22 protein-coding genes, 1 tRNA gene and 1 pseudogene are annotated in these 26,316 nt (G+C 34.8%); 12 read left to right on the plus strand and 12 right to left on the minus strand.

Annotated features, from left to right (window positions below; all coding sequences use genetic code 11):
- The first annotated feature begins 149 nt into the window (after positions 1 to 149).
- Entirely contained in the window at positions 150 to 1,535 is a 1,386-nt protein-coding gene (gene purF, locus ABWU35_RS02315) for an amidophosphoribosyltransferase (protein WP_007302311.1), read from the plus strand.
- A gap of 734 nt (positions 1,536 to 2,269) precedes the next feature.
- Here purF and ABWU35_RS02320 read toward each other — a convergent pair.
- Positions 2,270 to 2,623: a TrbC/VirB2 family protein gene (locus ABWU35_RS02320; protein WP_264685523.1), complete on the minus strand. Its 354-nt coding sequence runs from the start codon at positions 2,621 to 2,623 to the stop codon at positions 2,270 to 2,272.
- Positions 2,624 to 2,643: 20 nt separating this feature from the next.
- Entirely contained in the window at positions 2,644 to 2,964 is a 321-nt protein-coding gene (locus ABWU35_RS02325) for a TrbC/VirB2 family protein (RefSeq protein ID WP_264684879.1), read from the minus strand.
- 128 nt (positions 2,965 to 3,092) lie between these two features.
- On the opposite strand from ABWU35_RS02325, the gene ABWU35_RS02330 reads away from it, so the two are divergent.
- The 5 genes and pseudogenes from ABWU35_RS02330 to ABWU35_RS02350 all read left to right on the plus strand — a co-directional run bounded on the left by ABWU35_RS02330 (position 3,093) and on the right by ABWU35_RS02350 (position 9,533).
- Positions 3,093 to 3,908 (plus strand): YihY/virulence factor BrkB family protein, encoded by an 816-nt coding sequence (locus tag ABWU35_RS02330; protein WP_007302309.1) that lies wholly within the window; start codon positions 3,093 to 3,095, stop codon positions 3,906 to 3,908.
- On the plus strand, positions 3,895 to 4,659 hold the full coding sequence (locus ABWU35_RS02335; RefSeq protein WP_007302308.1) for an SDR family oxidoreductase: 765 nt from the start codon (positions 3,895 to 3,897) through the stop codon (positions 4,657 to 4,659). The genes ABWU35_RS02330 and ABWU35_RS02335 overlap by 14 nt, the downstream gene beginning before the upstream one ends.
- Before the next feature lie 116 nt (positions 4,660 to 4,775).
- Positions 4,776 to 7,994: a carbamoyl-phosphate synthase large subunit gene (carB, locus tag ABWU35_RS02340; protein WP_052264966.1), complete on the plus strand. Its 3,219-nt coding sequence runs from the start codon at positions 4,776 to 4,778 to the stop codon at positions 7,992 to 7,994.
- Positions 7,995 to 8,159: 165 nt separating this feature from the next.
- A pseudogene (locus ABWU35_RS02345) lies at positions 8,160 to 8,988 on the plus strand (IS630 family transposase).
- Positions 8,989 to 9,185: 197 nt separating this feature from the next.
- Entirely contained in the window at positions 9,186 to 9,533 is a 348-nt protein-coding gene (locus ABWU35_RS02350; RefSeq protein ID WP_007302306.1) for a diacylglycerol kinase, read from the plus strand.
- Between the two features lie 6 nt (positions 9,534 to 9,539).
- On the opposite strand, the gene ABWU35_RS02355 is transcribed toward ABWU35_RS02350, so the two are convergent.
- The 3 genes from ABWU35_RS02355 to ABWU35_RS02365 are packed head-to-tail and all read right to left on the minus strand — an operon-like array spanning position 9,540 to position 14,349.
- The gene (locus ABWU35_RS02355) at positions 9,540 to 10,487 is read right to left on the minus strand and encodes an RluA family pseudouridine synthase (RefSeq protein WP_264685522.1); all 948 of its coding nucleotides are present in this window, start codon (positions 10,485 to 10,487) and stop codon (positions 9,540 to 9,542) included.
- Positions 10,472 to 12,283: a coiled-coil domain-containing protein gene (locus ABWU35_RS02360; RefSeq protein WP_019236853.1), complete on the minus strand. Its 1,812-nt coding sequence runs from the start codon at positions 12,281 to 12,283 to the stop codon at positions 10,472 to 10,474. Before ABWU35_RS02360 ends, ABWU35_RS02355 begins: the two co-directional genes overlap by 16 nt.
- Before the next feature lie 41 nt (positions 12,284 to 12,324).
- A complete protein-coding gene (locus ABWU35_RS02365; RefSeq protein ID WP_026097260.1) occupies positions 12,325 to 14,349 on the minus strand; it encodes a ComEC/Rec2 family competence protein in 2,025 nt (674 codons plus the stop codon).
- Between the two features lie 96 nt (positions 14,350 to 14,445).
- Between ABWU35_RS02365 and ABWU35_RS02370 the strand changes: the two genes are divergently transcribed.
- A tRNA-Met gene (locus ABWU35_RS02370) sits at positions 14,446 to 14,522 on the plus strand.
- A 131-nt stretch (positions 14,523 to 14,653) separates the two neighbouring features.
- On the opposite strand, the gene tmk is transcribed toward ABWU35_RS02370, so the two are convergent.
- Positions 14,654 to 15,271 carry a dTMP kinase gene (gene tmk, locus ABWU35_RS02375; protein WP_007302302.1) on the minus strand — a complete coding sequence of 206 codons (618 nt, stop codon included), beginning with the start codon at positions 15,269 to 15,271 and terminating at the stop codon, positions 14,654 to 14,656.
- A gap of 106 nt (positions 15,272 to 15,377) precedes the next feature.
- Here tmk and ABWU35_RS02380 point away from each other — a divergent pair, with 106 nt between their 5' ends.
- The 3 genes from ABWU35_RS02380 to ABWU35_RS02390 all read left to right on the plus strand — a co-directional run bounded on the left by ABWU35_RS02380 (position 15,378) and on the right by ABWU35_RS02390 (position 18,924).
- Positions 15,378 to 15,950 (plus strand): thioredoxin family protein, encoded by a 573-nt coding sequence (locus ABWU35_RS02380; protein ID WP_012481946.1) that lies wholly within the window; start codon positions 15,378 to 15,380, stop codon positions 15,948 to 15,950.
- Between the two features lie 5 nt (positions 15,951 to 15,955).
- Complete coding sequence (locus ABWU35_RS02385; RefSeq protein WP_007302300.1) at positions 15,956 to 17,674, plus strand: monovalent cation:proton antiporter-2 (CPA2) family protein; 1,719 nt, start codon at positions 15,956 to 15,958, stop codon at positions 17,672 to 17,674.
- An 89-nt stretch (positions 17,675 to 17,763) separates the two neighbouring features.
- Positions 17,764 to 18,924 (plus strand): aspartate kinase, encoded by a 1,161-nt coding sequence (locus ABWU35_RS02390; RefSeq protein ID WP_007302299.1) that lies wholly within the window; start codon positions 17,764 to 17,766, stop codon positions 18,922 to 18,924.
- Positions 18,925 to 18,939: 15 nt separating this feature from the next.
- Here ABWU35_RS02390 and recF read toward each other — a convergent pair whose 3' ends face one another.
- Both recF and bcp read right to left on the minus strand, forming a co-directional pair.
- Complete coding sequence (gene recF / locus ABWU35_RS02395; protein WP_007302298.1) at positions 18,940 to 20,019, minus strand: DNA replication/repair protein RecF; 1,080 nt, start codon at positions 20,017 to 20,019, stop codon at positions 18,940 to 18,942.
- A gap of 8 nt (positions 20,020 to 20,027) precedes the next feature.
- Positions 20,028 to 20,495: a thioredoxin-dependent thiol peroxidase gene (gene bcp / locus ABWU35_RS02400; protein ID WP_007302297.1), complete on the minus strand. Its 468-nt coding sequence runs from the start codon at positions 20,493 to 20,495 to the stop codon at positions 20,028 to 20,030.
- Between the two features lie 63 nt (positions 20,496 to 20,558).
- Here bcp and gshB point away from each other — a divergent pair, with 63 nt between their 5' ends.
- Positions 20,559 to 21,485, plus strand: coding sequence for a glutathione synthase (gene gshB / locus ABWU35_RS02405; RefSeq protein WP_007302296.1), 927 nt, complete (start codon positions 20,559 to 20,561; stop codon positions 21,483 to 21,485).
- On the opposite strand, the gene ABWU35_RS02410 is transcribed toward gshB, so the two are convergent.
- A complete protein-coding gene (locus ABWU35_RS02410) occupies positions 21,470 to 22,492 on the minus strand; it encodes a UDP-N-acetylglucosamine--N-acetylmuramyl-(pentapeptide) pyrophosphoryl-undecaprenol N-acetylglucosamine transferase (RefSeq protein ID WP_010403780.1) in 1,023 nt (340 codons plus the stop codon). The two genes, gshB and ABWU35_RS02410, sit on opposite strands and share 16 nt — an antisense overlap.
- A gap of 73 nt (positions 22,493 to 22,565) precedes the next feature.
- On the opposite strand from ABWU35_RS02410, the gene ABWU35_RS02415 reads away from it, so the two are divergent.
- The gene (locus ABWU35_RS02415; RefSeq protein WP_064085903.1) at positions 22,566 to 22,925 is read left to right on the plus strand and encodes a hypothetical protein; all 360 of its coding nucleotides are present in this window, start codon (positions 22,566 to 22,568) and stop codon (positions 22,923 to 22,925) included.
- Position 22,926: 1 nt separating this feature from the next.
- On the opposite strand, the gene lpdA is transcribed toward ABWU35_RS02415, so the two are convergent.
- The 3 genes from lpdA to ABWU35_RS02430 form a co-directional block, all read right to left on the minus strand.
- Positions 22,927 to 24,312 carry a dihydrolipoyl dehydrogenase gene (gene lpdA / locus ABWU35_RS02420; protein ID WP_264685521.1) on the minus strand — a complete coding sequence of 462 codons (1,386 nt, stop codon included), beginning with the start codon at positions 24,310 to 24,312 and terminating at the stop codon, positions 22,927 to 22,929.
- Between the two features lie 639 nt (positions 24,313 to 24,951).
- The gene (locus ABWU35_RS02425; RefSeq protein ID WP_019078632.1) at positions 24,952 to 25,830 is read right to left on the minus strand and encodes an aminoglycoside phosphotransferase family protein; all 879 of its coding nucleotides are present in this window, start codon (positions 25,828 to 25,830) and stop codon (positions 24,952 to 24,954) included.
- A complete protein-coding gene (locus tag ABWU35_RS02430; protein WP_012481943.1) occupies positions 25,818 to 26,309 on the minus strand; it encodes a disulfide bond formation protein B in 492 nt (163 codons plus the stop codon). Before ABWU35_RS02430 ends, ABWU35_RS02425 begins: the two co-directional genes overlap by 13 nt.
- Between the last annotated feature and the right edge of the window lie 7 nt (positions 26,310 to 26,316).

Here is a 26,316-nt window from a genome sequence, read left to right on the forward strand (position 1 = left end):
AATCTCAAAATTGGTTAATTGCATATAATCTACTTTCTGGTATACACCAAAACTACCGTAGAAAGCTTCAACTTTGAAAGGGATTAACAAATAAAATTCTTGTACTTTACCTCTACTAAAGTACAATCAGGCTTTATTTAATATTTTTCATGCTTGATGAAGTACATGAGGAGTGTGGGGTATTTGGCATAAGTTGCAACCAAAGTGCTGCTTTTAACTCTATACTTGCTCTCCACGCTTTGCAGCATAGAGGTCAAGAGTCTTTTGGTGTAGTAACCAGTAACAACGATAAGCTGCTCTCTTATCACTTTCAAGGTCAAGTGAGCAGCGTATTTGATGATATAGATGAAATAAAGAAATCCTTACCTGGAGACTGTGCAATAGGTCATGTTCGATACTCAACCAGTGGTAGTAAATTTGGAGTGCAGCCCATGTTTGGCAAAAGTGGCAAATTTGGAGATTTCGCCATAGCACATAATGGTAATTTAATTAATATTTCTCCGATACGCGAACAATTAATTAAACAAGAGTGTGTTTTTCAGTCAGATATTGATACAGAAGTAGTAGTGCATCTGACAGCAAGCGGTGAAAAAGATAGCTTTTTAGAGAGTTTTATATATGCATTAAAGCAAATACAAGGTGCTTATTCTTTTGTGGCAATCAATCAAGAAGTAGTTATTGGAGTACGTGATCCATCTGGAATCAGGCCTCTTGTTTTAGGAAAGTTAAACGGTTCTTACGTTCTTGCATCTGAAACTTGTGCTCTTGATATAATAAATGCAGAGTTTATTAGAGAAATAGAACCAGGCGAATTAGTTACCATCAGTTCGGATAGTAAGCTAGCCTCAATGTTTCCTTTCCCAAAGCAAAAATCAAGTTTTTGTATTTTTGAATACGTTTATTTTTCAAGACCAGACAGCATAATGGAGAATAGGTCTATATACGATACAAGAAAAGAAATAGGAAGAATACTTGCAAAGGAAAGTCCACCAAAGAACAATGTAGATATGATTGTACCAATACCTGATTCTGGAATACCTGCAGCTATTGGATATGCAAAGCATTCAGGATTACCTATGGAACTGGGGATAATTCGTAATCATTATATAGGAAGAACATTTATACAGCCAATCCCTGAAATACGTAAGGTTAGAATAAAATTAAAGTTCAATGCTAATAAGCATATTTTAAAGGGTAAAAACATAATTTTAATAGACGATAGTATAGTGCGTGGTAGCACGCTCAGAAGTATAATAGTTATGTTAAAAGATGCAGGAGTAAAAGAAATTCACCTAAAGATTTCATGTCCACCAATTAAGCACTCTTGTTTTTATGGAATAGATACGCCAGAGTGCAAAGATTTAATTGCTGCAAATAAATCTGTAGAGGAAATTAAGGAAGTTATAGGAATAGATAGCCTAGCCTTCTTGAGTATTGATGGCCTATACAGGGCTGTTAAAGGAGAGGTGCGTAACAATGCTACACCGCAATATTGTGATGCTTGCTTCACTGGTGATTACCCAATTGGTAAGTAATCTATTATTAATGAAGGTGAGGTTTTTTCTATGTTATATTAACAGTTTTAAAAATAGATTTTTGCATAACCATATAGTTTTTGCCTGGGCGTCATTTGAGTAAAAACTACTTTACAAATTTCGTCATTCCCTTTACTATGATACTAAGAGTATTTATCCTTGTTTTTGACCTGCAGGCTCAATCAAAAAATCAGTAAAAAACTCAAATATTTATTGGCAAATTACATAAAAATTATAGCGGCTTTTTAAATTTTTTCTACATTAAGCCAAATCACGCTTGTTAGCACATTATCAATTTACATTATAAAACTTGTCACACGGGGATTCTTTTGCCTTTTTTCTTCATTTGGTAAATTTCTTAATATTTGCAACTAAAGTAATTTTCGAGAGGTGTTATGTAAGTAGCTGACACACAGCTGTACGAGCATTCATTTTTGAAAGTAAATTGCGTAGCAAATGGTGTCATCCGAGTAGCTGACACTGGGATCCATCTCTTAATACAGCCTCATCAAAAATGTTGTGTTTTAACATAAAATTAACTGCTTTTATGCTCATAAACTTAATATCCAATCAAATTTCCTGGATCCCAGTGTCAAGCACTGGGATGACACCGTCATAAAGTAAACCAGTACTTGGATGAACTGGCAAAAATTGCTCTTAAATCACAAGTTCGTGCAATGATGGTGCTCCTTAAAGAAGCACCATTTGCTAATGTTTTGAAGCTTTAATGCTTATTATACGCATGTATTTTTTGTTGCATCCCATCTTTTACCATCAGGGCAAGCAGTTTCACCATCTTTACAGATCACACCACCTGGTACTATTTTTGAAACAACTACAGGTGCACCAAAAAACACAGCAGTAAATGCACCGAGTGCAAAGAGCGCCGGCCACGGCATTCTGCCAAATATCGCAAGCAAAGCTGCACCTATTATCACTATTGTAATCATAGGCCCACCTATACCGTGAGTATAGCCTACTATTTTGCATATTGTATTGGTTGTTGCATCATCAGTAACAGCAGCAGCAAAAGCATTATCAAATGCAAAGGAAAGAATTAAAGCTACAAGTAGAAGAAAATTTTTCATTATGCCTCCAGTAATTTCTATTACTTATCCGCTACTGCACCGTTTTTACAAATCACACCTTCTGGTGTTATTTTTGAAACGACTACAGGAGCGCCAAAAAACACAGCAGTGAACGCACCGAGTGCAAAAAGCGCTGGCCATGGCATTCTGCCGAATATCGCAAGCAAAGCTGCACCAATTATCACTATTGTGATCATCGGTCCACCTATGCCGTGAGTATAGCCTATTATCTTGCATATCACTGATGATGTTGTATCATTTTTATCAACAAAAGTATTTTTAGCATTTGCATCAAATGCAAAGGAAAGAATTAAAGCTACAAGTAGAAGAAAATTTTTCATTATGCCTCCGTATTTAACGCTGGATTATCTATCATTTTGATTAAATTTAAGTAAACGGTGAGGATTTTTTGCTTAAAAGTATGCTTTATTTCATTTAGAATACTTTTCTTAGTTTATTTATATTACAAGTGCTACAGAAATTTTATAGTATCGTTTATTGCCTTTATCGTGCTTTAATTGACACAATTTATAATGATGGAGTGGAGCATGCAGGGTATCTATCATTTTTAATCCTGTTATCAATATTTCCTTTTCTTATTGTTTTAATAGCCATGGCATCAACGTTCGCAAATTTCTTAGATCAATACAATGTCGGCTGGGCATTTATTATTGATAACATGCCACAGGATATTTTATCATCTTTGATGCCACGTATTAGGGAGATAATATCAGGCCCTCCGCAAAGCTTATTAACCTTGGCAATTGTAGGCGCTGTTTGGACTGCCTCATCGACAATTGAAGGATTTAGAACGATATTGAATAAGGCCTATAAAGTTCCGGTTTCATCGCCTTATATATGGAGAAGGGTGCTCAGTATATTACAATTTTTAGTAATTACGCTTGTTACAACTCTGACTATAGTATTTTTTACATTAGTGCCAATGTTAATTGATTTTTCTTACCAAGGGCTAAGTTATACTAGATATTTACTTATTGAGTTTGTGCTTTTTACTATAGTATCTTGGCTATATTTTACATTGCCAAACATAAAGCAAAACTTATCAGACGTATTTCCCGGATCTTGTGTGGCTGTTATTCTTTGGACGATCTCTGCTTCAGCTTTCAAGCAATATTTAAAAGCTTCCTTTGATCAACTGAATTTGATATATGGAAGTTTAGGTGGTGTGGTAGTATCGTTACTATTTTTTTATGTGCTAAGTTTGATTTTTATATATGGAGCAAAATTTAATTTTCAGCTAAAATATTTCAATGGATCTTGCTAAGGAGAAAGAAATGGGTAAGTTAGAAGGTAAAGTAGCTTTAATTACCGGGGCTTCAGGTGGAATAGGCTCTGCTGTTGCAAAAAGGTTTGTAAGAGAAGGTGCATGTGTGATTCTGATTTCAAGGTTTATCGATCACCTCAAGCCACTGTATAATGAAATTGAAGAGCTTAAAGAAGGCTATGTAAAACTAATTCAGCTTGATCTTTTAGACTTTGAAAACGTAGAAAAACTGGCAAATATGATAGAAAGCCCAAAATTATCAGAATCTGGCACACTTGATATACTGATTACATGCACTGAAATTTTATGTAAGTTGAGCCCTGTTCACGATTGTGAGCTTGAAGATCTACAGAAGGTAATGAATACAAATTTTACTGCCAGTTGGTACTTGCTAAAAAATTTGGGTCCGATACTAAAAAAGTCTAATGCTGGAAGAGCGATATTCATGACCTCAAAGATAACACTTTCTCCTTCCTCTTATCCATATTGGATGCCATATGCTGCAAGTAAAGTTGCACTAGAAGCAATGGTGAAGATATATGCATCTGAGACAAAACATACGAATTTGTGCATAAATGCCGTGTATTCGGAAGAGCCTATCGATAGTGAAATGTATAAGCAAGCATTTCCGGGAAAAGATATATCTGAATTGGTGCCACCTGATAAACTGACAGACAAATTTGTAGAACTTGCTTCTGAAGATTGTAGCATATCAGGACAAATCTTACCACTTAGCAAATCTCCCGAGTAAATTACCATAGTATCTGCAAAGATACTGTTAAGCCTAAAGGTAGTTAGGTTTAATAAAAATTCACATACACAGGAAAGATTGGTAACATTATTTGAGTCGAGACTATTATTGTAATTATGCCAAAACGCACAGATATAGAATCTATATTAGTAATAGGAGCAGGCCCAATAGTTATAGGTCAGGCATGCGAGTTTGATTATTCTGGAACGCAAAGCTGTAAAGTATTAAAAAGTGAAGGTTATAAAGTCATTTTAGTTAACTCCAACCCCGCAACTATAATGACAGATCCTGAATTCTCTGATGCAACTTATATTGAGCCGGTGCTACCTGAAATCATAGAGAAAATTATAATTAAGGAGATGCCAGATGCAATATTGCCAACAATGGGCGGGCAAACAGCACTCAATTGCGCAATAAAACTTGCAGATGATGGAGTGTTAGACAAATACAACGTAGAATTAATAGGAGTAAATAGAGAAGCAATAAAAAAAGCGGAAGATAGAGAATTATTTCGCCAATCCATGGATAAAATAGGTCTAAAATACCCCAAAAGTATCATTATAAAAAATCAAGAACAAATAAAAAAGGCTTTGGATTACATTGGATTACCAGCAATCATCCGTTCATCATTCACTCTTGGTGGCGCAGGTAGCGGCATAGCATACAATAAAGAGGAGTTTTTCAATATTGCAGAAAGTGCTCTAAAAATTTCACCAATAAATGAAGTTCAGATAGATGAATCAATTATGGGCTGGAAGGAATATGAAATGGAAGTTATCCGTGACTGCAAGGATAACTGTATAATAGTGTGTTCAATAGAAAATATTGATCCAATGGGAGTGCACACCGGAGATAGTATCACAGTTGCTCCTGCTTTGACTCTGCGTGATGCTGAATATCAACAAATGAGAAATGCATCTATAGCAGTGTTGAGAGAAATTGATGTTAGCGCCGGTGGTGCAAATGTTCAGTTTGCAGTGAATCCTAAAGAAGATGGAAGCCTCGTTGTAATTGAAATGAATCCAAGGGTTTCTCGCTCCTCTGCACTTGCTTCGAAAGCAACAGGCTATCCTATTGCAAAAGTTGTAACTAAACTTGCTATTGGCTATTCGCTCGATGAAATATGTAACGACTGTGCTCCAGTTATACCTGCTGCATTCGAACCAGTGATTGATTATATCGTCACTAAAATTCCTCGATTTGAGTTTGAGAAATTTAAGGGGACGAATTGTGAACTATCAACCTCCATGAAATCAGTGGGAGAAGTAATGTCTATAGGCCGCACTTTTAATGAGTCACTACAGAAAGCTTTTCGCTCACTTGAAACAGGGCTCACGGGACTTGATGAAGTGTTTTCTGAAGACACAGATGTTAAATCTCAATTAGCAAAATTGCTGCCAAACAGATTACTGATTGCTGCTGACGCAATGCGTCACGGAATTAGCATAGAAGAAATAAATTCGATTACAGGATATGACTTATGGTTTCTGCAAAATATACAGCAAATCATCTTGGCTGAACAAAAAATCAAGGAAAACGGCCTTCCTGGAACTGCATATGAAATGTTAGAGCTGAAAAAAATGGGATTTTCAGATGCAAGGTTGGCAAAGTTAAGCAATAAGAAAGTAGAGCAAATTGAAGCAATAAGGAAAAGGTTTGGTACTAAACAAGTTTATAAACGTGTAGACACCTGTGCAGCTGAATTTGAATCGAGCACTGCTTATATGTATGGCTGCTATGAGGGTGATGTTGAAAATAAAACGGAATGTGAGGCGAATATTTCGGATCGAAAAAAAGTTGTCATTTTAGGAAGTGGTCCAAACCGCATTGGTCAGGGTATTGAGTTTGATTATGCATGCGTACATGCAGCTTCTGCCGCCAAAGAAATGGGATATGAAACAATAATGATTAACTGTAATCCAGAAACCGTCTCAACTGACTACGATACCGCTGATCGTTTATATTTCGCCCCACTGATTGCAGAGGATGTGCTTGAAATACTAAGCAAAGAGCAAGAAAATGGCACACTGGTTGGTGTAATAGTTCAAATCGGCGGGCAAACGCCTTTAAAGTTAGCCAAAGTGCTTAACGAGAGAGGTTTCAAAATTCTGGGAACTTCGTTTGATTCTATTGACCTTGCAGAAGATCGCATGAGATTTAAAAATCTTGCTTTGCAACTTAATTTAAAACAACCTGAAAATTCTATCTGCCATTCAGTAGAAGAAGCGTTAACCAACGCAGAAAAGGTGGGGTTTCCACTAGTAGTCAGGCCATCATATGTCCTCGGCGGTCAGTCTATGTCGATTAGACACGATACTCAGAGCTTTAAAGAGTATGTCTTGAATCAAACCAAAATTTTTGAACACGGATCGCTGCTTCTTGATAAATTTTTAGTCAATGCAGTTGAGGTTGACGTTGATGCTGTATGTGATGGGAAAAAAGTTTTCATTGCAGCGGTCATGGAGCACATTGAAGAAGCTGGTATCCACTCTGGCGATTCAACATGCTCAATACCGACAAATACATTGAGTGACGAAGTAATAAAAGAGATCGAGCTCCAAACTGAAAGAATAGCATTAGCATTAAAAGTGAAAGGTCTGATAAACATTCAGTTTGCTGTTCAAGAGAGTGATGTATACATACTTGAAGTGAATTTAAGGGCTAGCCGTACAGTTCCTTTCATTTCCAAGGTAATCAACATTCCTGTTGCAAAGCTTGCCACTCAGGTTATTTTGGGTAAAAATTTGAATCAGGAAAACAAGCCTTTCAATCATTTTGCAGTTAAAGCTGCTGTTTTTCCATTTACCCGCTTTGCAGGAGTTGATACTTTACTTGGTCCTGAAATGAAATCAACAGGAGAAGTGATGGGAATTGACTTATCTTTCGAAGCTGCACTTGCAAAAGTGCACATGGCTGCAGGATACAAGTTACCAACAGAAGGAGCAGCTCTGGTTTCAGTAAAAGATGATGATAAAGAGTGTATATTGCCTGTTGCACGAATGTTGAAAGAACTGAGTTTTGAAATATATGCCACCAAAGGCACAGCTTCGTATCTGAACAATAACGGCATTGCTGCAAAAGCTGTAAATAAAGTGAGAGAAGGCAGACCCCACATAGTTGATATGCTCAAAGATGGAAAAATAAATCTAGTGATCAATACCTCAAAAGGTGTGAAATCAGTTTCAGATAGCAAAGATATCAGGAGAACTGCTATTTTGCAAAATATAGCTTATAGCACCACAGCTTCTGGGAGTAAAGCGTTAGCGCTTGCAATTCAATATGTAAAGAATAGCAAATTGGAAGTGAAATCATTACAGCAGATACAAAATGTTTAAATATCAAGACTATAATAAATTATTACTTATTTCAAAATGAGGATCGTGTAAGCTAAGGCGAGAGAAATTTAATTAAAGGATTTTTGTGTCAGTATCAATATATATAGCACTTCTCATAATAGTCCAAAAAAGGTAAGATATGGATTTATAGTAGTGATGGTAAGCATGCCAGCAGCATATAGTTATGACTTAAGGAAAAAGGTAATGGAAGCATTGGATGAAGGAGAGAGTGGAGAAACTGTTGCCAAGAGATTTAAGATTGGAGAAACAACTTTATATGAGTGGAAGAAAAGACGTGAGAAAACGGGAGATTTTCAATCAAAAAAGCTTGGAAGCGTGGCATAAAATTACCGACTGGAATGCATTTGCCGAATTTGCAAATGAGCAAGGTGGCAAAACTCAGTCAGAGATGCTGGGGCAATATTAGTAGACAAACAATTCATCGAGCACTTAAAAATATAGGATTCACAAGAAAAAAAAGACCTACGGATATAAAGAAAGAAATGAAGAAAAGCGAGCTCAATTTTCAAAGGTTATAGCAACAAAAGAACCTAAAGAATTAGTGTATATAGATGAGTCTGGCATTGATAACACTGAACCTATGGGTATTGCCAGAAAGGACAGCTGTTTTATGCCCTAAAATCTGGAAAGAAAACTCAACGAATTAGCATGGTTGCAGCCTTAAGTGGAAGAAAAATAATTGCTCCGTTAACCTTTAAAGGCCACTGCAATATGGATATCTTTAATAAATGGTTTGAGCAGTTTCTGACACCGATTTTGGAACCTGGACAAACTGTTATCCTTGATAATGCTACTTTTCATAAGTCTAATAAGATTTGCTAAAGGAGTTGGTGCAGAAATTTTATATCTTCCTCCATATTCTCCAGATTTCAACAAAATTGAGCATTATTGGTTTGCTATAAAAAACAGAGCCAGGAAAAACATTCCTCTATTCGAATCCTTTCGTCGTGCTGTTGATTCTGCCTTCCTATGACCTGTTCGGACTATTATGAGAAATGCTATAACTGCCTTGAGCGTTTGTTGAAAGGCTTTGTACTAATTTTCTTGATTCAAACAATATGCTAGACTTTAACTTAAAAATCTTTGTAAGTGATCACGACTGAAAGGTATTTTCATGCATTTTTTACCTGAGTGCAATAAGTGTAATTCATTGAGTTTCCAAAATTGATAATGAAGAAAAGCATTACTCGTCTAATAAAAGCAATTCAATACTCCTGTGAAGGAATAAAATCAGCTTTTGTATCAGAAGTTGCGTTTAGACAGGAGTTACTGCTTTTTATAATATGTGTTTCAACTTTGTTTGTTTTAGATGTAAGTAATTTAGAACGTGCAGTAATGGTAAGTAGCCTATTTTTGGTGTTAATTGTAGAAATTATTAACACTGCTTTTGAAACAACAATTGAGCGTATTTCCAGTGAACAACATATACTTTCAAAAAAAGTGAAAGATCTAGGTAGTGCAGCAGTTTTTCTCTCATTAATTAATTTCTTGATAACATGGATGATAATATTGATATGAATGTTGTTAAGATATATTTTCAAATTCACCGATTAAGACTTGCATGTCTTGTGGTAAATCAGAAACAAATTCTATATATTCTTTACTTTTTGGATGATATAAGCCTAGCGTGTGAGCATGTAGTGCCTGTCTATTGAAATTACGGATAAAGTCAGAGTTTTTAGCATGTTTTTCACTTTTACTACTATTTTTTCCGTAAACTTGATCACCAACTACAGAATGTCCTATGTGGCTCATGTGTACTCGAATTTGGTGTGTTCTGCCTGTCTCTAAAGTACATGTAACCAGGCTTGCTTGCCCTATAATTTTCTTCACTGAATAATGAGTGATTGCTAATTTACCTGCTGTTTTTGTGACACACATCATTTCTTTATTACTGCGTTTTGGAGCAATATGGGTTTTTACTGTTCCTTGCAGATTAGGTAATGCTCCCCAAATTACTGCTAAGTATTCCCGTTTTATTTTACGATTTGATAGCAGTTCAGACAAGAAGCTGTGGGATTGTTCATTTTTTGCAATTACCATGAGTCCACTAGTATCTTTATCAAGCCTGTGAACAATTCCTGGTCTTGTATTTGTATATGGAATTTTGCCAAGGTGAGCGATCACTGCATTCAGGAGTGTATCATTGTTTGTTCCAGCACCTGGGTGTACTGTTAATCTACTTTGTTTACTCAGAACTATAATGTCATCATCTTCATAGACGATATCAAGTTTTATGTCATAATTAGGCTCAATTGATGTGGATATGTCAGGTTGAATGAGATGCACCACATACTCTTCACCTGGTTTTACTATGTGATCATTATTAATTATCGGTATACCAAGTAATTTCACCTGCTCATTCTGTATCAATCTTTGCGCTTTACTGCGAGATATGTTGCATTTTTTAGCTACATAAGTATCTAATCTTAATTTTTTCTCTTCACTACTAATATTTAAAGTCCTGAACATGCTACTTCAAATGCTGCATGAACATCTGGATTCACAAAATCAACTTTTGTACTAGGTTGAATTTGAAGGCCGTCTTGTTTTTTAATGTGGCAAATTGTTTGAGAGCCATCTTTCCAGTAAATTATTATTTTATTATCAAAATTCCGTAGCGTTAACTCCCTCTTTTCTTCTTTTTTATCTTTTTCTTCTAGCTTAATAGACTCTAATAAATAATATAGAAAGCCACTTGCTTTACCGTTAACTTTTTTTCTCCATTCATCCATTTTTTCTTGTTCAGATAATTCTTTTTCCAATTTTGCATTTTCTTGCTCCAGCTCTTTCATCCTTTTTTTTGATTTTAATAATCTATTTTTTTCTATTGCTTTTTTCTCTTCATCTCGCTGTTTTTCAAGAGAAGTAGCAGTAATACTGCCTTCACTGCTATTAGGTTCGGTTGATTGAGTTTGTTTATTCTTTAATTCTTCTAGTTCATCTTTTACGTTTTTTAGCTCTTCCTCTAATTTCTTCCTTATCTTTTCCGCCTCTTTTTTTTGCTTTTCCAACATATCTATAAACAAAGGATCATCACTAACTGTGCTTTCCCCAGATTTAAAAAAGCCAACAAATCTGCTTGGTTCAAATCGCTCAACCTTATCTTCAGCGATTTTAATAGCATTATCTAAACTAGAAAAAATACTTTCAATGTTTAGTGAACTTGCTCTTTTTACCAGCCCTTTAGCTTCACTTAAAATGGGCGAGATTTCCTTGTGCAACTCATCCAAATCTTCTTTGATGTCTTCTCTGACTCTTCGTAGATGAACAAGTGTTTCTTTAATTTCATCATTTGCAGGCTTTAGAAGCTTATTATCGAGTAGACCTTTAACTTCATCTAACTGCTTATCAAGTGAGTCAACAATTTTATCTGTAAAATCAGTCAAGTGCTTATCAAGTAATTTTATCAATCGAGATGTAGAATCATTTTCTTCTTCATCTTTTGTCTTTTTTTCCATTACTGATACAACCCCACCTCTTCTGAATGGAAAGAGAATATCCAAATTGTTAAACTTTTTAACAATATTATGATTATTGTTTATCTCATTGTTTTTTAGCTTGCTGAATGTTATACATATCCCAACAATAGCAATGATACTAGCCAGTGCAACTATGGCCCATTCCAAATCCTGAATATTGGCAAAGCTCAGTCTATTTTGTATTAACGCACCAACTATAATTACAGCACTAATTACATATGGTATGGTAAGAAAAATTGCCTTATTCTTATTCTCTTGTCTTTGATCATCTAATATTTTTTTTTGATTTTCAGAGATTGGCAAAATTATTGAAAAGCTTGCTTTTTTGTGACTTGTAAAACTTAAATTTGGTTTTATCTCTATTTTTAGAGCATTTTCAGCAAGTTCACTTATCTCGTTGTCTTTGCCACCTCTAATTTTATCATTTATTAATTCCTCTATCGGCTTTTTTCCTTCTTTTATCTTCTGCTTATGCATATATCTCATAGCAGAAGAGGCTGCAAAAGTTGTTAAAAGAATAATAGAAACCAAAGTGTAAATTGGCATGAATGTTGGGTTAAAAATATCTGTAATAAAGCTTAAATTATTACTAGTTATTATTATTGCAGCTACATAAGCCAAAGAAAATTGAAGCCAAGTATTTACAGCTGCTATAGGTAGAGTGTTACTTACGGAATATTTCTTTGCTGCATGCCATAATCTAGGGAAAAAACCAATAGCATCATCTATTTTGGCAAAATTATGATCTACTTTAACACTTAAAGGATTTATTATATCTAAAGGCATAAACTTCCTAGCACCTAATTAATTATATACTAATAACACTTTTAAAACAAGTTTTTTGGCTTATGCCAAGGACGATTAGAACGGACTTTGCTAACCTTTATGCCACTATTTGCTAGCCAAACAGAGTGTGTGCCATATGCCTCTAAGTCAGAGTATTTGATGATTTTAGTATTGCAAGCTGGATAGTTAAACTTGCTTAACTGAATTACTAGATCGACATTGTTACAATTTTCTAAAATATCTTCTCTTTTATGAGCTAGCAACACTGACTTATTATTTCCTTTATTATATGTACAGTCATAATCATTACATTTTAGCCTTTTGTTTGAATTACTGAATTTAGTGTGATTCAAAATTTGATTCTGCCCGTTTTGTTTAGCCCATGTTTTGACAACAAAGTTCCTATTTTTCCTAGTAAGAGAATATAGTAAACTGTCATCTTCTTTTACAGCAAGATTATCAATACTGACCAGGATGTCAGGGGTTCTATACATAGCGCTAGAGAAAATACCCAGCACAATAAAGAAAATTCCAAAAAAACGCCAATTCCTTTCCCACAAGCATAGCCACAATAACCCAAGTGTTATTATAATAATTGATGAGCCAGGAAAAGTGCGAGTGGGAATAACCAAATACTGAAGACTAGCGATTGCATTTGTTATACACAAGATACTGTCAATTGGGCGCTCTATAAATGGCGCTATAATCCATTCAATACCTAAAGGAATCAATAAAACATAAATTATTCCAAGTGGAATAATAATGAGTGTAACTATTGGTATAGCAATCAAATTTGTGATAATGCCACTGATTGAAAAATAGTTAAAATTGTATATTGTGTACGGAACAGTTGCTAAACTTGCTATGACTGAGCTGATCATTATCGACACAAAATATTTTATTATTTTTATTTTGAATAACTTATTAGCATTGATCTGATAGCTGGCAACTAGTGCCAAAACAGCAGAAAATGACATTTGAAAACCTGGCTTTAAGATTGCTTCTGGCTCCACTATGAGTATCACCGAAGCAGCAAACGCAATTGCTATTAATCCTCGATATTTCCTTTCTATGATTATTGCAACAAGTACCAAGATCACCATGATGTAGGCACGCTGAGCAGAAATTTGCATACCGGTAATCAACAAATAAAAGGTAGTTGGCAAGATAGTAAAGAATGCAGATATTTTTTTAGTGTTATATTTAAGAGTCAAAGTTTCAGATATTGCAAATAAATTACGGAATACTATAAAAAATAGACCAGCAACAAACGATAAATGTAAACCAGATATAGCGAATAAATGTGCTATACCTGAATCTCGTATCGCATTCATAGTTTTTTGATCTATCCCGTCTTTTTTGCCAATTAATAATGCAGAGATTATGTCCGCGTGTGGCTTTTTGGTATTTTGCTGTAGGTTTTCATAGATATATTGACGGAAAGATTCTATATACTCTTGAAATTTTCTTGCTTCAGCCTTTTTGTACAGGACTATTTTGCTTGTTGCAAAGCCTGTTGCACTTATTTTCTGATAATATGCTATTCTTGCAAAATCATATGCATATTCCGAAGGCGCAATTTTTGGAGGAAAGAGTTTTGCTGATAATTTTACTTGATCCCCTATTTTAATGCCTTCTTCCGCTTTTGTTTTAACTGATATTCTGATGTTATCCAGCTTGAACTTCGTGTTTTTTATTTCATAAAGCAAAAATTGTTTATATGAGCCCCTATCGTTAATATCCTTCACTGTAGCAACAATATCTTTCACATACCTTTCCTTATCAAGAATATGAGTATTAACTGAATCTGTTCTGAATTTGCTGGCTGTAAATCCTATGAGCACTGCAATTAAAGAAATGCATAATATTGCGTATTTCCTGTATAATATTGCAATCAGAATTAGTATAGGTGAAAGCAAGAGAAAAATAGATATAGTGAAAGCACAGCTTGGTTCAAAATTTAATGAGAAATAGGTTAAAATTCCTGCACACTGAAAAATAGGGAACCACAATATCAAGTTATATTTTTCATTGCACAGATTGTTATGTATATAATTTACTATCATGTTAAGAAAGGTTAATAGATATATAAATATATGTAATAGTGTGATTTTATTCTTTTATTTATTATTATTACGCATATAATAATAAATAAGCAACGACGCGGGATGGAGCAGCTCGGTAGCTCGTCAGGCTCATAACCTGAAGGTCGTAGGTTCAAATCCTACTCCCGCAACCATCTTTCAATTGTACAAATATTGCGATTTCTTTTATTATAATAGCAATGTTATTTCTAACTCAAAGCTTGTTTTTGACCTGTAGGCTCAATCGTAACATTCAGTAAAAAACTCAGGGTATTTATTGACAAAATTATAGCGGCTGCATGCCTTTTTTCTTTTTTCTTATTACATCAATAATTTCACTATACACTTTATTGTTGTCTTTATCTGCAATTCCAGTAATAACATTACATCTATTAGATTCTTTTATAGCTATTTCTTGAAATCCTTTTCGAATTTTATGATAGAAATCAATGCTCATTTCTTCATACTTATTTTTATCCTTTGCTCTGCTGAGTCCAACTTGAACATCAATATCTAAAATAAATGTGATATCTGGATATTTAATTTCCACTAATTTGTGTAAGTCTCTTATTAGACTCAAGTCAACACCTAGTCCATACCCTTGATACGCAATAGTTGAATCGATAAATCGATCACAAATAACTGTCTTTCCCTCTTTAAGAGCTGGTAGTATTAATTCTTTCATATGTTCATATCTCATTGAGGTAAATAATAAAAGTTCAGAGATGGGATCAATATTATCCTTAAGTAGTGATCCTCTTATTTTTTCTGCAAAATCAGTACCACCTGGTTCTCTAGTCAATACGACATTATTTTCACCGTGAATTTGCTTGAAATAATTTGCAAGTAACTCAGACTGTGTTGTTTTACCAGAACCATCTATTCCTTCGAAGGTTATGAACATAAATTTTATAATTACAATGCTAAATGCAAATAGTGTACATAGAAACCATTTGACATTTAAGCAATAAGATCATAAATTATATACGGTATACAATTCTCTATGAGCTATGGTTACGCTAGACACTCCTAAGATAGATTTAGACTTTACTGCAAAGAATTTCAATCTCTTGGGAGTGGATAACAAATATTATACATTAAGTGACTGCTATGGGGAAAATGGTCTTATTGTAATGTTTATATGCAATCACTGTCCTTACGTTCAATCAATTATTAGCAATCTAGTAAGCGATGTTAATTTGTTGAAAAAAGATTATCAGGTAAACACCGTTGCAATCATGCCAAATGATGTGAATAAGTACCCAGAAGACTCCTTTGAAAACATGATTAATTTTGCAGAGAAAAATAAGTTTACATTTCCATATTTAATTGACAGTAACCAAGAAGTAGCTAAAGAGTATGGTGCTGTTTGTACCCCTGATTTCTTTGGGTTTAACGCTGATTTAAAACTTCGTTATCGTGGACGTTTTAACAATGCAAAAAAAGAGAAAGTTCAAAATTATGAAATAGGAAGTAGTGATTTATTTCAAGCGATGAAATTTATTGCAAAAACTAGCAATCTTCCAATTGACCAAAAATCAAGTATTGGTTGTTCAATAAAATGGTCTAATTCTACAGGTTAAATATTATGCACAGCGGCTCTCAGCATTTGTTTGATATTATAATCTTACTTTCCGCTGCTGTGTTTATAGTCATAGCGTTTTGGAAAATGAATATTAGTCCAGTGCTTGGTTACTTTGTTGCAGGTGCATTGATTGGTTCTCATGGATTTAATCTGATACATTCAGTTGAAGTAATGGATAACTTTGCAGAGTTTGGCGTAGTTTTCCTATTGTTCATTATAGGTCTTGAATTGACATTTGAACGCCTTATCGCTATGCGTAGGCATGTGTTTGGGTTTGGTTCCCTTCAAGTTATAGTTACCATGATAGCAATATGGTGCATTGCTCTTGCCTTTGGAGTAAATACAAACATGGCAGCAGTTATTGGTGGTGGACTTGCACTATCCTCAACAGCAATAGTGTTGCAGGTTCTGCAAGAAAAGGGTTCTCAAGCAAGCCAAGTTGGTAGATTGTCAATAGCAGTGCTACTAATGCAGGACTTTGCAGTGGTACCTCTAATAGTACTAGTGCCCCTGCTTACTGGCAATTCTGAACACAGCTTAATAAGCTCGTTGGCAGGCTCATTAGTGCAAGCAGCTATTGCATTGGTGTTGATATTTGTAACTGGTAGGTTATTACTGAGGCCATTGTTTTCGGTTATTGCCAAAATGGAGAGTAATGAAATCTTTATATCAACAACACTTCTGATAATATTAGGATCAGCATTTATTACTGAACAATTTCATTTATCAATGGCATTAGGCGCATTTGTTGCTGGGTTACTAGTTGCAGAAACAGAACACAGGAATTCGGTAGAACATGCAGTATTGCCATTTAAAGACTTATTTCTTGGTTTATTCTTTATGACTGTTGGCATGTCTATTGATATTGACCTTTTACTCAATAAGTTACCACTCGTTACTTTATTATCAATTATCCTTATCGTTTTAAAGACGTCCATTATATATACATTGTGTAGATTTTTTGGATTTAGAAGTGCACCTGCAATACAAGCTGGATTACTGCTTGCACAAGGCGGTGAATTTGCATTTATTTTATTCCGTTTAGCAGATGAATTAGATGTACTATCAAGTGAAATCGCTCAAGTGCTTATGATGGTAACTACAGTAACTATGGCTTTTACTCCTCTTTTATCGGGAATTGGAGACTGGATAGCAAATTCATTTAGCACTGAAAAAATAATACTAGACGATGAAGCAATCGAAACAGACACACAAGATCTTTATAACCACGTAATAGTTGCCGGGTTTGGTAGAGTGGGATATATGGTAACGAAAATGCTTACTGCAGAGCATTTAAGTTATGTTGTTGTAGATATTCAATCAAAAATAGTGAAAGAAGGAAAAAATGACAGTTTCCCTATATATCTTGGAGATGCTACAAGATATGAAATTTTAAAATCAGTAGGAATAGAAAGAGCTCAAGCTCTTGTGGTTTCAATAAAGAACGAAGTCACTATAAAGAAAATAGTTTCTCTAGTTGCAACAAACTTCCCACATGTAAATATTATAATACGTTTACCAGATTTGAATAATGTGGAGGTTTATAAAGATCTAGGGGCTAGTAAAATTATTCCCGAGACGTCTGAGATTGGATTGCAGCTAGGTGGAGCAGCATTAAGCTTAAGTGGAATTAGCGAAAGCGGAGTTACATCTTTAAAAGGTAAATTTAGAAAAGGCAACTACAGTATGTTAAAAGACCTTGGTAGTGATAAAGATGAATAATCCTCTATCACTTTAATTAGTGATCAGAAAAACACATTTAATTAAGCAACTATACTCTCTAGAAAGGTGAAATTGACCTTATTGTAACTATGAACAAAATAATAATAAAAAAATTTGGTGGTACTTCGCTAACTGACTTAAATCGAGTTGCAAATCTAATAAAAAACGATATTGAAAAAGGTTATAATGTAATTGCTGTTGTATCTGCTGCTGCAGGATTCACTGACCAAATGGCTTTTCAAGCCAGGCAAATTTCAAATTTAAATTGTAGACAAGAGTTATCAGAGTATGATGTCCTGCTTTCAGCAGGAGAACAAATCTCTTGCGGGTTATTAGCTATCACTCTTCTGTCTGTTGGAGTTAATGCTAAATCATGGCTCGCCTGGCAGTTACCAATTGTAACGGATAATTTTTATTCTGAGTCTAAAATAAAAAAGATAAAAATTGACCATGTAAAAAGATCTTTTGCTGAGGGTTATACTGCTGCAATCATTGCTGGTTTTCAGGGTATACACGATGATAGAATCACTACTTTTGGTAGAGGAGGATCTGATATCTCAGCAATTGCCTTTGCTGTAGTCTTTGGTATTAGGACTTGTGAAATTTTTACTGATATTGACGGAATATATACAGCAGACCCAAAAATTGTTCCAAGGGCACGCAAGCTTAAATCTATCTCTTACAATGAAATATTGGAGATGTCGTCATCTGGTGCTAAAATATTGCATAATCGTTCAGTACAACTTGCAATGAAGCATAATATTAAGGTGCAAGTGTTATCCACTTTTGAGGAAGTAGAAGGCACTACAGTACTACACGAAAAAGATGTACTGGAAAGATACTTAATTACTGGAATAACTTATAGCACTCACGAAGCTCTTGTAACTTTTACTAACTTTGCAAATACTCTGGATACTTTAAGAGATATAGCAGGAGCAAACGTTAAAGTTGACATGATACATGGGTCAAGCTTTTTGATTTCTAAATTTGATGTTGATTTAATGACAAAGTTATTGAACAAAAATGAAAATTATGTCGTAAACAATAATATAGCTAAAATTTCAATAATTGGTATTGGTGTTATGTCTAACACTGAAGTGATGTATCGCACACTCAAGGTTTTAAGCGAAAAAAAGATAGAAATACTTGCTGTCACAATGTCCGAAATCAAGATCAGTATAGTTGTTCAAAAAAAACACGCTGAGGCTTTAATTAGAGATTTACATACCGAATATGAGCTTGATGTATGACAGCACGCTTGAAATTTATTTACTTGATAATTCAAAAAACTTGAAAGAGCAAAGATAGTTATTGAAATTATCTTGATTTACATCGGTTATCCAAGTTTGACATTGAATGCTTAACACCTCCTCCATTAACACCTTTCTGTAATCTTTATCCAGATGCGACATTATATCGTCAAGCAGAAGAAGAGGTGCTTTATTGTAATGAATACACCTTGCTTTTACACTAGATAAGATGATAGAAAGCAGTAATAGCTTTTGCTCTCCAGTAGAACAAAGATTTATTGGCATGTCCCCTTTTTGGCAAAAAACCCAAAAATTATCATTATGTACAGAAAAGGTTACTCTACCAGTTAATGAGTCTTTTTCTCTGTTTTCCTTTAGACGATTCTGAAAATATTCTGCAGTATCGTTCAAAGTTAGCTGACTGCTAAATTTCAAACTTGCCTTTGGAAAAAACTCACAAGAATGGTTATCAATTGTGTCTTGTAATATCTTTAAAACAGATGATCGCATACGTAAAATATCAATTGCATTGGTAGCCATGACGTTTTCAAGACTAGAGAGCCAACTTTCGTCCAAAATATTCTCTCTAAGCAATTTACTTCGCTCATGCTTAGCTTTTCTATATTTCATGTAGCAATAGGTGTAATTTTCTTCAAATAGTGAAACTATACGGTCTAAAAATTTTAACCTGTCACTTGGAGAATTAAGAAGAATATAGTCCATTTGTGGAATTAGCCATATTACATTAGATATTCTATACAAAGATGAGTAGCTTGACTGCGTTTTCCCATCAATTTGTATTAATTTCTTATTAAGATTCTTTCCTATACCAATTGAGTTAAGCTCTGCTCCATTGAAAAAATCATAATACACTACCCAACTTTCATTACTGCGCCTATTTTGCATCTCATTGATTTTTGCTTTTTTCATTCCGTTGCTTTTAGCAAGCAATGAGATTGCTTCAAGTATATTAGTTTTTCCAATACCATTTTTGCCAGTTACTACAACTGGTCTATCATCTAAATCCAGTTCAAAGTTTGAATGACTACGAAAGTTATATAATTTCAGTTTTTTTATATAGCAATGGGTAGTCATTCTTTAATTTATATTCTCCTTACTTCTTCTAGAACCTCATCAACATGTCCACTAACTTTTACGTTTTTCCAGATCTTCACTACTTTACCTTTTTTATCTATTAAAAAAGTAGTGCGCTCTATTCCCATATACTTTTTGCCAAACATACTTTTCTCTACCCAAACACCATACTTTTCCAACATTTCAGCATTTTCATCAGAAACTAAAGAAAATGGCAGAGAATATTTTGCTTTGAAGTTAGCGTGGCACTTAACGCTATCTTTTGATACACCAATTATCACTGTGTCAAAAGAAGAGAAATTTTCTATATTGTCTCTAAAGCCTTTTGCCTCCATTGTGCAGCCCGGAGTATCGTCTTTAGGATAAAAATAAAGGACTACATTTTTTTTATCAAAAAATTCACTCAGCGATAAAATTTCGCCAGAATCTGTTGGCAAACTAAAATCAGGTGCATTATTTCCTACTGTTAATTCCATACTTTGCTCCATTATTAACACTTTTATGGTACTATAGTATATTGTAATAGGAAGGGAGGATAAATGAAAGTAGCTTTTCAAATGGATGAAAATATAAATTTTGAAACTGATACTACATTTGCATTAATAAAAGAAGCGCAGAGGAGAAAGCACGAAATTTTTGTCTATGTTCCTAATAATCTAGCACTCAAGTTAAATCAGTCAATTGCTCTTGCTCAGAAAGTCAGCGTTGATGATTTTGGTTTTACTTCTAAAGAAGATGTAACTATAGATTTGAATGAAATGGATATCATACTTATCAGGCAGGACCCACCTTTTGATATGCGGTACATTACAACAACCTATATCTTAGAAAAGACTACTGCGTTAGTAATAAATAATCCAACAGAAATAAGAAACTGTCCTGAAAAATTAATTACTTCACTATTTCTAGAGCTAATTCCTCCAACTTTGATCACTGAAAATATATCGATGATTAGAAATTTTTGTCACGACTATCAAGATATCATCTTGAAACCACTATATAGCTATGGAGGAAATGACGTAATAAGAATACAAGACCAAAATAGCATTCAAGTGGTAGTCGATCTCATGATTGCAAAATATGAATGTCCTGTAATTGCACAAGCATTTTGTAAAAAGATAAATACAGATAAAAGAATACTGCTACTGGATGGAAAGCCAATAGGAGTAATGAAGCGAGTTCCAAAGTCTAGCGGAGAAATCAGAACAAATATGAGGCTTGGAGCAAGTTTTGAATCTATTGAAATGAATGATAGAGACACTGAAATATGTAATAAAATCGGTCCTGAGCTAAAGAAAAGAGGGCTAATATTTGTTGGTATTGATATTATAGATGACTTCCTTCTTGAAATTAACACAACTTCGCCTACGGGAGTAGTTTATATCAATAAGTTGTATAGTAAATCACTAGAAAAAGAACTATGGGATGCATTTGAAGAAAAAGCAATTCGTCAACTAAGTTCTTGAGCTATTGCCTTAATAAATTCAGTAACTCCATTCCTTATTCTTGTTTTCTTAGTATTATTAGCCATATCACGCAATTTTTGACAATTTTGCAATAAATCAACTAGCAACTCTCCTAGATTCTTTTTCGCGTTACTATTTTGCTCAACCATTACAGCTGCTCCCGAATCTTCAATATGTTTTGCATTATAAAATTGATGGTTATCTTTTGAGTGAGGATAAGGAATATATACAGCAGGACGCTCAGCAAGAGTAATCTCTGCTATTGAAGTTGCCCCCGCTCTGCTAATTACCAAATGAGCATTGGCCAGTTTATTTTCCATATCATCGAAAAACTCACTTAACTCACAATCAATTCCTTCACTTTTGTATAGACTCTTGACCTTGTTTATATTTTTCTTCGTACATTGCTGCGTTACTCTAATCCTCTCTTTTACTTCAACAGGTAGATCACAAATTACGCTGCTCACTACATCATCAAAAAAATTTGCACCCTGACTGCCTGCTATTATTAACACGTTTAAAACTGTTTCAGCTCTAGAATAGCCTTGTGCTTCTATATCGACAAAATTTCCTGTAAAAACGCATTTACTACCTTCTGCATACTTAGTCTCTGGAAAGCTAGTTGCAATTAATTTTGCACTCTTGAAAAAGAATCTATTTACTCTCCCTAAAACTGTGTTTTGTTCATGTAAAACTATAGGTATAGAAAGAATCTTTGCTGCAAGAAGAGTTGGAAAAGAAGCGTAGCTACCAAAACCAATGATTAGCTTTGGTTTTAATTTTCTCGTTTGATACAGTGCTAATACACAACTATACATTAACAAAAAGAGAAACTTCAATTTGTTGCCACTTGGCTTGCACAATGGTAAAATATAACTTTCTATATTGATGGTTTTTTGATCATTGAATAATATACAATTGTGCCCTTGTACCTTTAGTGCTTTTGCTAAGGTTATAGCTGGAAAAACATGCCCACCTGTACCGCCTGTTGCTAGAATAATAGTCATCTGTAAGTAGTAATTTGATAATAGATTGTTAATTATTTTTTAATACTTTGCATGTAAAATTTTATCAAGCTTTATGATAGTTGAGTTAAAAATGCCTAAAAATAGTGACAGTAAAAAAGAATCTAACGTAAAAAATAAGCCTCAAGAGCAAAGCAGAAGCGGAGGTTTATTAAAAAACATAATAAAAGCTCTTTTTAACTCAGTTGTTGATCTACCTCAGCAAGAACAACTCAATAAAAATATTGATAGACAACAAGGTTTAGACAGTAAAAGAAAAAGCCCAGAGGATCTTAATCAGGAAAAAAAGCTTGAAGTGAAAGAAGCAGCTGAAGGGTTAAAAGAAAAGTTAGAAAAATCTGATATTGGTAATCAATCTATTAGAATTGAATCGCCTAATCAGGATACTTGTAGCTCCAAAACGATAGAACGTTAGTTCAACTATTCAGCGATTCACCATCTGCAGCAAGTACTGACTCATGTATCATCTCTGAAATGGTTGGATGAGGAAAAATCGTAGATTTTATGTCGAAGTCTGTTCCTTCTAGTTGCTTTGCAAGAGCAAAATTGCTAATTAACTCTGTTACTTCCGCACCTATCATGTGGCTACCCAGAAGTTCGCCTGTTTTTTTGTCTATAATTGTTTTCACTAAACCTTCAGTTTCACTTAGTGCAATAGATTTACCATTAAAGTTGGAGTGAAATTTTCCTACTTTTATATCGTATCCACTTTTTATTGCCTGTTCCTCAGTAAGGCCAACGCTTGCTACTTGCGGATGAGAGTAAGTGCAATTTGGTATGCACTCTTTTTTTAACTTATGAGCATTTTTACCGGCAATTTTCTCAACACAGATTACAGCTTCATGACTTGCTTTATGCGCTAAACATGGGGGACCAGCTACATCACCTATTGCATACACACTTGATTCACTTGTTTCATACCACTCATTCGTTTCAATGAAACCAGAAGGACTCAACTTAATTTTTGTATTTTCTAAACCTATATTTTCAGTGTTTGCTTGAACGCCAACTGCAACAATTACTCTATCGAATTCTTTATTATCACCACCACTTAGCTGCACTTGAACAGAGTCTTTATTTTTAGTGAAAGTTTTTACACTATTGCTCGTATATATTTTTATTCCTTGTTTTGTGAATATTTCTTGTGCTAAATTTGAAATATCTTTATCTTCCAGCGGCAAAATAGTGTCTTTTACTTCTATAATTGTTACATCAACTCCCAAAGTACTATAAAAACTTGCAAACTCTATTCCTATCGCACCAGAACCTATGATTAGTAGAGATTTTGGTAACTTCTTTGGAGTCATAGCGTGCTGCGCATTCCATATTAAATCTCCATCTACTTCGATTCCAGGAAGATTTCTTGCCCTTACACCTGTTGCTAAAATGATATGCTTGGAAGAAATTTCCTCCTCCTTTTTGTCATTAAGAATTTTTATAGTACGATTACCTGCAAGTTTACCGAAGCCTTGATGGACTTTGATGTTATTTTTTTTCATCAAATACTCAACACCACTTGATAGCTTATCAACAACGTTCCTTGAATATTTCACTATTGATTGTATATCAAAACTTGTATCCTTTACTTTTATGCCAAATTCTTCTGATCTTCTTATTAATCTATAAACTTCAGACGCTCTAAGTAGCGATTTTGTTGGTATACATCCCCAATTTAAGCATATACCACCCAAATTTTCCTCCTTTTCAACAATTGCAGTTTTAAACCCAAGCTGCGCCGCCCTAATTGCTGCTATATAACCACCAGGACCGCTGCCTATAACTGTAATATCATACTCATTCATCAGTTTTTTTCGTGTGCAAAAGACTATATATAACAGATGGAACCCGTATGATCAATGCTCAGGTGTATAGAAGCGACTTGACAAACCTTCCCACGTTCCTTATCATATCAATAAGAGTATTTATCCTTGTTTTTAATCTCTGCAGATTTAACAACAAAATTCAGTAAAAAACTCAGATATTTATTGGCAAATTACAAAAAATTATAGCGGCTGCATGTCTTTTTTTATTTTTTCTACATTCAGCCAAAACGCGCTTTAAATAAGCGTTAGCACATTATTACAACGCCAATTTACATTATTATAGGGTCAAAACTCACTACTGGGGGATTCTTTTGCCTTTTTTCTATTTGGTAAATTTCTTAATATTTGTAGCTAAAATTTCAGGATGTCATTCCAGCACTTCTTATTACCTGTTCTGGATCCCAGTATCTGGGCACTGGGATGACAAAAACATAAGATGACACCGAAGGGGCTACTCGCATCTTTTTAGCCCAAATCACAATGTTCGTACAGCTGTGACTAGTATGACACCTTCCTTATACAAAAAATTTTTTGATAAAAAAACTGGATTTCAATACTGAGATTACATCCTTTCTAGTGGAGATTGCTCTCAAATCACAATGTTCATACAAATATACTTTATGAATTGCGTTTATAATCTCTAAACACTTCATTAATAGTGTGCCAAGCTTCGACAGCGTTCGTGTTTGTGGTAATATCAGCAAGAGCCTTCCATAAAGCCCAGGCACGGCCACGAGTCCAAGTGCTAGCATCCAACGGAAGCATTGCACGGAAGATTTTTCGGCTTTCTCCTCTAAGCAGCGTCCAAGCAATCATTAGATCGCAAGCGGGATCGCCGATCCCCAATCCTCCAAAATCAATGACGGCACTCAATTTTCCTTCTTGCACCAATAGGTTGCCAGCGCTAACGTCACCATGGACCCACACTGGCAAACCTTTCCAAGCGCTTGCTAGCGCTGCTTCCCAGAGCTCGATTGCAGCATTGGCATCTATTCTATCTTTTAGAACGGCAATTGCTTGCTTTGTCTCAGCATTATAGGTTGTTAGTACCCCTCCACGATAGAAATTATGTGGTCCGGGAAGAGGCCCATCTGTAGTATCTATGCGTTGTAAAGCAGCGAGAAATTGAGCAAGGCTGGTTGCAAAGTTATTCAGATCTGCTATGTGCACAGATGCAGCGGTGTTGCCATCAATCCATTGGTAAATAGACCATTGCCATGGGTAACCCTCACACGACTCTCCCATTGCCAAAGGCTTTGGAATTGAAAGTGGCAGTAAAGGTGCCAACCTGGGTAACCACTTTTGTTCCTTTTCCACCTGCATTGCATACTTTGCAGCGCTTGGCATACGCACAAGCATGTGATCACCCAGACGAAATGTTCTATTGTCCCATCCACCGGGCACGATTTGGCAGATAGACAGATCTTTAAATTGCGGAAACTGGGTGACAACTAAGCGGTGTACAAATGCAGCATCTACTCTTGCTACTTTTTGCACCAATTGTGCCTTAAATTTCTTTCTTTACAATATATCCTACCTGATACAAACAGGGCTACTATAAGATAAATAAGATTCCATGTTGCTAATGAAACACCAAAAATATAATGAGGCCTGTCACAAGACGGAGAGTAATTGGGGTTTAATAGATTATTTCTCAACTCTTCTATGCTAACGTTACCACTTGCTTGCTCTGTACAGCCTAAAACATCATGAAATAAGTGGAGTTCAAGACCTACATGATAAAAAGATATTATTGCACCAATGAGATAGCTGCAAAACATCGCATAGATTAGGATTTTGTTGTCTTTGAACATGTACGCAACTGCAAGTAGCCCTGTAACATAGTAAACTACTCGCTCGTATATGCATAACTTGCATGGTAGCATATTGAAGAAATACTCTAGCACATATGCAAAAATCAGAGCAGCGGCACTTGACAGCAAAAAGATTGTAGAACTGTTATTTATATCTGACATAATTAAC

The organism is Wolbachia endosymbiont (group B) of Xylocampa areola (genome assembly GCF_964028205.1).
In the GTDB taxonomy this organism is placed as follows: Bacteria; Pseudomonadota; Alphaproteobacteria; order Rickettsiales; family Anaplasmataceae; genus Wolbachia.

Excerpts from the sequence above, each read along its gene's own strand:
- ABWU35_RS02335 (WP_007302308.1), top strand. The coding sequence starts at position 3,895 with ATGGATCTTGCTAAGGAGAAAGAAATGGGTAAGTTAGAAGGTAAAGTA.
- ABWU35_RS02430 (WP_012481943.1), bottom strand. The coding sequence starts at position 26,309 with ATGTCAGATATAAATAACAGTTCTACAATCTTTTTGCTGTCAAGTGCC.
- ABWU35_RS02350 (WP_007302306.1), top strand. The coding sequence starts at position 9,186 with ATGAAGAAAAGCATTACTCGTCTAATAAAAGCAATTCAATACTCCTGT.
- ABWU35_RS02385 (WP_007302300.1), top strand. The coding sequence starts at position 15,956 with ATGCACAGCGGCTCTCAGCATTTGTTTGATATTATAATCTTACTTTCC.
- purF (WP_007302311.1), top strand. The coding sequence starts at position 150 with ATGCTTGATGAAGTACATGAGGAGTGTGGGGTATTTGGCATAAGTTGC.
- bcp (WP_007302297.1), bottom strand. The coding sequence starts at position 20,495 with ATGGAATTAACAGTAGGAAATAATGCACCTGATTTTAGTTTGCCAACA.
- ABWU35_RS02365 (WP_026097260.1), bottom strand. The coding sequence starts at position 14,349 with ATGATAGTAAATTATATACATAACAATCTGTGCAATGAAAAATATAAC.
- ABWU35_RS02355 (WP_264685522.1), bottom strand. The coding sequence starts at position 10,487 with ATGTTCAGGACTTTAAATATTAGTAGTGAAGAGAAAAAATTAAGATTA.
- carB (WP_052264966.1), top strand. The coding sequence starts at position 4,776 with ATGCCAAAACGCACAGATATAGAATCTATATTAGTAATAGGAGCAGGC.
- ABWU35_RS02325 (WP_264684879.1), bottom strand. The coding sequence starts at position 2,964 with ATGAAAAATTTTCTTCTACTTGTAGCTTTAATTCTTTCCTTTGCATTT.
- recF (WP_007302298.1), bottom strand. The coding sequence starts at position 20,019 with ATGACTACCCATTGCTATATAAAAAAACTGAAATTATATAACTTTCGT.
- tmk (WP_007302302.1), bottom strand. The coding sequence starts at position 15,271 with ATGTTCATAACCTTCGAAGGAATAGATGGTTCTGGTAAAACAACACAG.
- ABWU35_RS02360 (WP_019236853.1), bottom strand. The coding sequence starts at position 12,283 with ATGCCTTTAGATATAATAAATCCTTTAAGTGTTAAAGTAGATCATAAT.
- ABWU35_RS02390 (WP_007302299.1), top strand. The coding sequence starts at position 17,764 with ATGAACAAAATAATAATAAAAAAATTTGGTGGTACTTCGCTAACTGAC.
- ABWU35_RS02380 (WP_012481946.1), top strand. The coding sequence starts at position 15,378 with ATGGTTACGCTAGACACTCCTAAGATAGATTTAGACTTTACTGCAAAG.
- ABWU35_RS02410 (WP_010403780.1), bottom strand. The coding sequence starts at position 22,492 with ATGACTATTATTCTAGCAACAGGCGGTACAGGTGGGCATGTTTTTCCA.
- ABWU35_RS02320 (WP_264685523.1), bottom strand. The coding sequence starts at position 2,623 with ATGAAAAATTTTCTTCTACTTGTAGCTTTAATTCTTTCCTTTGCATTT.
- lpdA (WP_264685521.1), bottom strand. The coding sequence starts at position 24,312 with ATGAATGAGTATGATATTACAGTTATAGGCAGCGGTCCTGGTGGTTAT.
- gshB (WP_007302296.1), top strand. The coding sequence starts at position 20,559 with ATGAAAGTAGCTTTTCAAATGGATGAAAATATAAATTTTGAAACTGAT.
- ABWU35_RS02415 (WP_064085903.1), top strand. The coding sequence starts at position 22,566 with ATGATAGTTGAGTTAAAAATGCCTAAAAATAGTGACAGTAAAAAAGAA.